This window comes from Chamaesiphon sp. OTE_20_metabat_361 (genome assembly GCF_031364565.1).
This window is the reverse complement of sequence record NZ_JANLWO010000779.1, coordinates 1-4806: the sequence shown is the minus strand read 5'-3', so window position 1 is coordinate 4806 and position 4806 is coordinate 1. Positions and strand designations below refer to the sequence as shown.

Here is a 4806-nt window from a genome sequence, read left to right as displayed (position 1 = left end):
AACGGGATATTTTATTCAATATGCAGGTCAATTTGAAGCTGAAGAACGTGCCAGTAAAAACATTTTAGTTTTCAGCGGGATCGCGTTTGTAGCAATTACTGTCTTGATGTATCTTTCTGTTAAATCGATCCCCTCAACGCTAATGATTATGATTAATTTACCAATTGCTTTGGTAGGTGGGGTCATTGCGGTGGCTCTGACAGGTGGCGTGATTTCGATCGCATCTCTAGTAGGATTTGTATCCTTATTTGGGGTGGCAACTCGGAACGGATTACTGCTAGTAGATAACTATAATACTAAATACGCTGAAGGAATGCCCATGCAGGAAATCATTGTCAAAGGTTCGATGGAGCGATTAAATGCGATCTTGATGACGGCGTTAACTTCGGGATTAGGTTTAGCACCGATGGTATTTCAAGGTGGATCGGGACAGGAATTATTACAGCCGTTATCGATCGTGGTCTTTGGTGGTTTGTTTACTTCTACGGCGATTACATTATTGGTATTGCCCGCTCTATATGCCAAGTTTGGCAAGCATTTATTTCCGAAAAAAGTGGAAGAACCCACAGCAGAACAATTTTCTACGCATATGTAAACTATAGCAAGCTCAAATGTCGATCGGGAAAGAAAATTTGACAACCACAATCGATTAAATAATAGCTGGATTTCTTCATTTCATCTGGATTTCATCTTGGCTATTTATAATAGACAGACCGACTCGATCGGTGAAGTCTATTTCTCTCAAGCGGATCGTTGGCATAGCCTCTCTGAAAGAGAATCGCAAATGAGACATGCAATTTTATGGCGAAAGTCTATTTAATTTCGACAAATATATTCAATTAGGAGTGCGGACATGAAATTATTAACGCCAGGAATTATCCTCTTAGCTAGTGCTGGACTATTATTACTGGTAGCCTGTAGCAAAGAGTCAACAACCAGCGATTCGACTAACCCAAATACTGCTACACCTACAGCGGAAACTGCAACTCCAGCAGCAACGACTACGGCTCAAGCTGAAAGTAGCAAGGGTGGTAAGAGTAATAAGGGTGGGCAAGTAGTAGAGTCGGGTAAATATCACTTAGAGTTCATTCCAGAGAAGGGTATTAATGATACTCACTTAGATTTATATCTGCAAAGAGGTGATATTTATGAAGCTATTACCAATGCGAAGGTCACTGCTGATGTCCAATTACCAGATGGTAAACTGAAGACTATTCCACTTAGTTATGATACCAGTGGTAAACATTATGCAGCAGTATTAAAAGAGAAAGTCACTGGTCAATATCAAGTCAAAATTACTGCAACGATCGGTAGCGATCGAGCTGATGGTCGGTTTAATTTCGATAGATGAATAAAGGATATTTTGGAAGAGGAATCGATTGCCGATTCCTCCTAGAATTTACTCACCCTCTTGACTCTCTAGCTGACTAGAGAGTTGATAATAAGAATAAGTACATTTAGAACGCATACAGCGGCTGGCTACCAAGTAGCGTAGCAAGATCCGCTCGATCTGCGAGATTTAGCCGCTCATCAACATTCTTCACATCAAAAGTATATGGAAGATTTAAATCTCAAGCTCAAAGGGATGAGTTGCGCCTCGTGTGCAAATAATATCGAGCAGGCAATTCTGAATGTGCCAGGGGTAGTAGAAGGTAACGTCAATTTTAGTAGCGATCGAGCAACCGTGCGCTACGATCCCAAACAGACTAATATCAATATCATCACTAAAGCAGTTGTTGATGTTGGGTATGAGGCACAAATTATCCCAGCAGATCTGAGCATTGAAGATGATGCCGGAAATGTGCAACAACAACGAGAGGAGCGAAATCTTCAGCGTAGAGTTTTAGTCGGTGCCATACTCAGTATCCTGCTCGTCATCGGCAGTCTGAGCCATTTCAATCTCACCCTGCCATCCTTCCTCGCTCAACTCGAAAATCCCTGGGTACAGCTAGCTCTCGCATCACCCGTGCAGTTTTGGGTGGGTAGAGAATTTCAAATATCGGCATGGAAGGCATTTCGCCACCGTACCGCCGATATGAATACCCTAATTGCGCTCGGCACGAGTATCGCCTTTTTCTATTCACTCTGGGTAACTCTAAACCCTAATTACTTTACAACCCAAGGGTTATCCGCAGAAGTCTATTATGAAGCGACTGCGATGATTATCACTTTGACGCTGCTGGGAAGATGGTTGGAAAATCGTGCCAAAGGAGCTACCTCATCGGCAATTCAGGCATTGATGGGATTACAGGCAAAAACGGCGCGGGTGGTGCGGGATGGTAGAGAACTTGACATCCCGATCGCCGAAGTCGCCCTTGCAGATATTGTAGTAGTACGTCCTGGTGAAAAAATCCCCGTCGATGGTGAAGTGGTGTCGGGATATTCAACTGTGGATGAATCGATGCTCACAGGCGAAAGTTTTCCCGTGACTAAACAAGTCGGCGATGAAGTTGTCGGCGCAACCCTCAATAAGATGGGTAGCTTTCTGTTTCGGGCGACCAAAATCGGTAAAGATACCGCGTTGGCGCAGATTGTTAAGTTAGTCCAACAAGCCCAAAATTCTAAAGCCCCAATCCAAAAATTAGCAGATAATATCACTGGCTGGTTCGTTCCGGTGATTCTGGCGATCGCAGTTATCACTTTTGTAGTCTGGTTTCTAACGATCGGGAATTTCACGCTTTCGATCGTCACGATGGTTGGCGTATTAATTATCGCTTGTCCCTGCGCTTTAGGTCTAGCAACGCCCACATCGGTCACTGTCGGCATCGGCAAGGGGGCAGAACATGGCATTTTGATTAAAGGGGCAGAAAGCTTAGAACTTGCCCGTCAAATCCACACGATCGTGCTGGATAAAACAGGCACCATTACTCAAGGTAAGCCAGTTGTTACCGATACTACCTCGATCTTAGATCTCATTCCTAGCAGTCCTGGCGTGCTAGCCCCACTGACTTTATGGCGATCGATCGGTGCTTTAGAGAGCAACTCCGAACATCCTCTAGCTGAAGCCTTGTTGCAATATGCGCGCGAACAAAATAAAGGCTCGCAATTACCGACTGTCGAACATTTTGAAGCGATCGCCGGAAGTGGTGTCCAGGGTACTGTAACAGGGCAGCAGGTATCGATCGGGACTCAACGTTGGTTTGATGAAATGGGGATAAATTCAGCAGTATTCCAAGCCCAGAAAGAAGACTGGGAAGACGCCGGAAAAACTGTAGTTTTTGTTGCTGTTGACGGGCATTTACAAGCTGCGATCGCAGTTGCTGATACCGTCAAACCTACCTCTGCCAAAGCGATTCAAACCCTACAGAAAATGGGCATTGAAGTAGTGATGCTAACTGGCGATAATCAGCGTACCGCCAAAGCGATCGCCGATCGCGTGGGGATTAAGCGCGTCTTAGCCGAAGTCCGCCCCGACCAAAAAGCGCAGACGATTCAGACTTTGCAAGTGAAAGAGAAGAAAGTTGTCGCGATGGTGGGAGACGGGATTAATGATGCCCCTGCACTTGCTCAGGCTGATGTCGGGATGGCGATCGGCACGGGTACGGATGTCGCGATCGCCGCAAGTGACATTACGCTGATTTCAGGGGACTTACAGGGGATTGTGACGGCAATTCGGCTCAGTCGCGCCACGATGCAAAATATTCAGCAGAATCTATTTTGGGCACTAGGCTATAACGTGCTGGGCATCCCGATCGCAGCGGGAATTCTGTTCCCACTTACAGGTTGGCTGCTCAATCCTGCGATCGCCGGAGCAGCAATGGCATTTAGCTCGATTTCAGTCGTCCTCAATGCTTTGAGATTAAAAGGAGCGAACATATGAAACTGGCAGCAATTTTAGTCGGGACAGCACTACTTTCGCTTTTTCCGGCGGGTGTGGGTAACTCTCAAATGCAACACTTACCTACAGATCGCTCGTTTCAACCCATCGAGCAACCTTTACCCATCAAAGTCGGTGTAATCCTGGGCGGACTGACGCTAATTGGTGCCGAGCTGTGGTGGTTTCTAGGACGCAAACAACAACAGCAACAAGCAACTCAAAGTAATGGAGTGCAATCGGTATTAGTAACAGTTGATGGTGGCTATCGTCCAGATCGAGTTATTGTCAATAGCGGTGAACCCGTGCGGTTGTCATTCGATCGATTAGATAGTAATTCTTGTCTGGACGAAGTGTTAATTCCCGACTTTGGGATTAGCACCCGTTTACCCGTCGGGCAAACAACAACTGTTGAATTCATCCCAACTAAAATAGGGGAATATACTTTTACTTGCGGGATGAGAATGTTTCGGGGAGTAATTGAGGTGACAGGGTAGCTGTCCCCAAACACGGCTTGAGATAGACATGATTTCGCTCAGACAGCGGTACCGTTAACCTAAGTTACATAAGTTTAACAATTAACTTCACCACGATCGAACTAGCAATTGCTACCCTCTACCCTCTCCCATCTCCCATCTCTAATACAGCTCGTATTTCATCAGTTGACAGGCGATCGTCCCGTTATAAACAGTCGTGCGGGCAGCCGATCGCAGCCCGATCGATTTTGCTAGCTCCTTATTGCCACTGAGGACATACGCCGTCCACCCTTTAAACCGCTCTTTGAGGACATCGCCCAAGAGCCGATAAAAAGCGCCCAAATCTTCATCGCGTCCCAAGCGTTCGCCATAGGGCGGATTGCACATGAGCACCCCCGAATCTGCGGGAGCTTCCACGTCGGCTAGTTCCTGCTGCAAGAACTGAATATATCTTTCTACTCCCGAACTGCGGGCATTCGATCGCGCCTGTTCGATGACTTCAAAATTGCGATCGCT

At 46.2% G+C, this 4806-nt stretch carries 4 protein-coding genes and 1 pseudogene; 4 read left to right on the top strand and 1 reads right to left on the bottom strand.

Annotated elements, in window-relative coordinates:
• From RMO35_RS22030 to RMO35_RS22015, 4 genes are all read left to right on the top strand, one after another.
• On the top strand, positions 1–595 hold a 595-nt coding region (locus RMO35_RS22030), incomplete at its 5' end, for an efflux RND transporter permease subunit (RefSeq protein WP_309744327.1).
• A gap of 258 nt (positions 596–853) precedes the next feature.
• Complete coding sequence (locus RMO35_RS22025) at positions 854–1351, top strand: hypothetical protein (RefSeq protein ID WP_309744325.1); 498 nt, start codon at positions 854–856, stop codon at positions 1349–1351.
• A 204-nt stretch (positions 1352–1555) separates the two neighbouring features.
• Entirely contained in the window at positions 1556–3820 is a 2265-nt protein-coding gene (locus tag RMO35_RS22020) for a heavy metal translocating P-type ATPase (RefSeq protein WP_309744323.1), read from the top strand.
• Entirely contained in the window at positions 3817–4311 is a 495-nt protein-coding gene (locus RMO35_RS22015) for a cupredoxin domain-containing protein (RefSeq protein WP_309744320.1), read from the top strand. The genes RMO35_RS22020 and RMO35_RS22015 overlap by 4 nt, the downstream gene beginning before the upstream one ends.
• A 141-nt stretch (positions 4312–4452) precedes the next feature.
• Here RMO35_RS22015 and RMO35_RS22010 read toward each other — a convergent pair.
• Positions 4453–4806, bottom strand: a pseudogene (locus RMO35_RS22010) (RNA methyltransferase); the annotation flags it as partial.

Coding starts and splice junctions, on each gene's coding strand:
- RMO35_RS22015 (WP_309744320.1), top strand. CDS start 3,817: ATGAAACTGGCAGCAATTTTAGTCGGGACAGCACTACTTTCGCTTTTT.
- RMO35_RS22020 (WP_309744323.1), top strand. CDS start 1,556: ATGGAAGATTTAAATCTCAAGCTCAAAGGGATGAGTTGCGCCTCGTGT.
- RMO35_RS22025 (WP_309744325.1), top strand. CDS start 854: ATGAAATTATTAACGCCAGGAATTATCCTCTTAGCTAGTGCTGGACTA.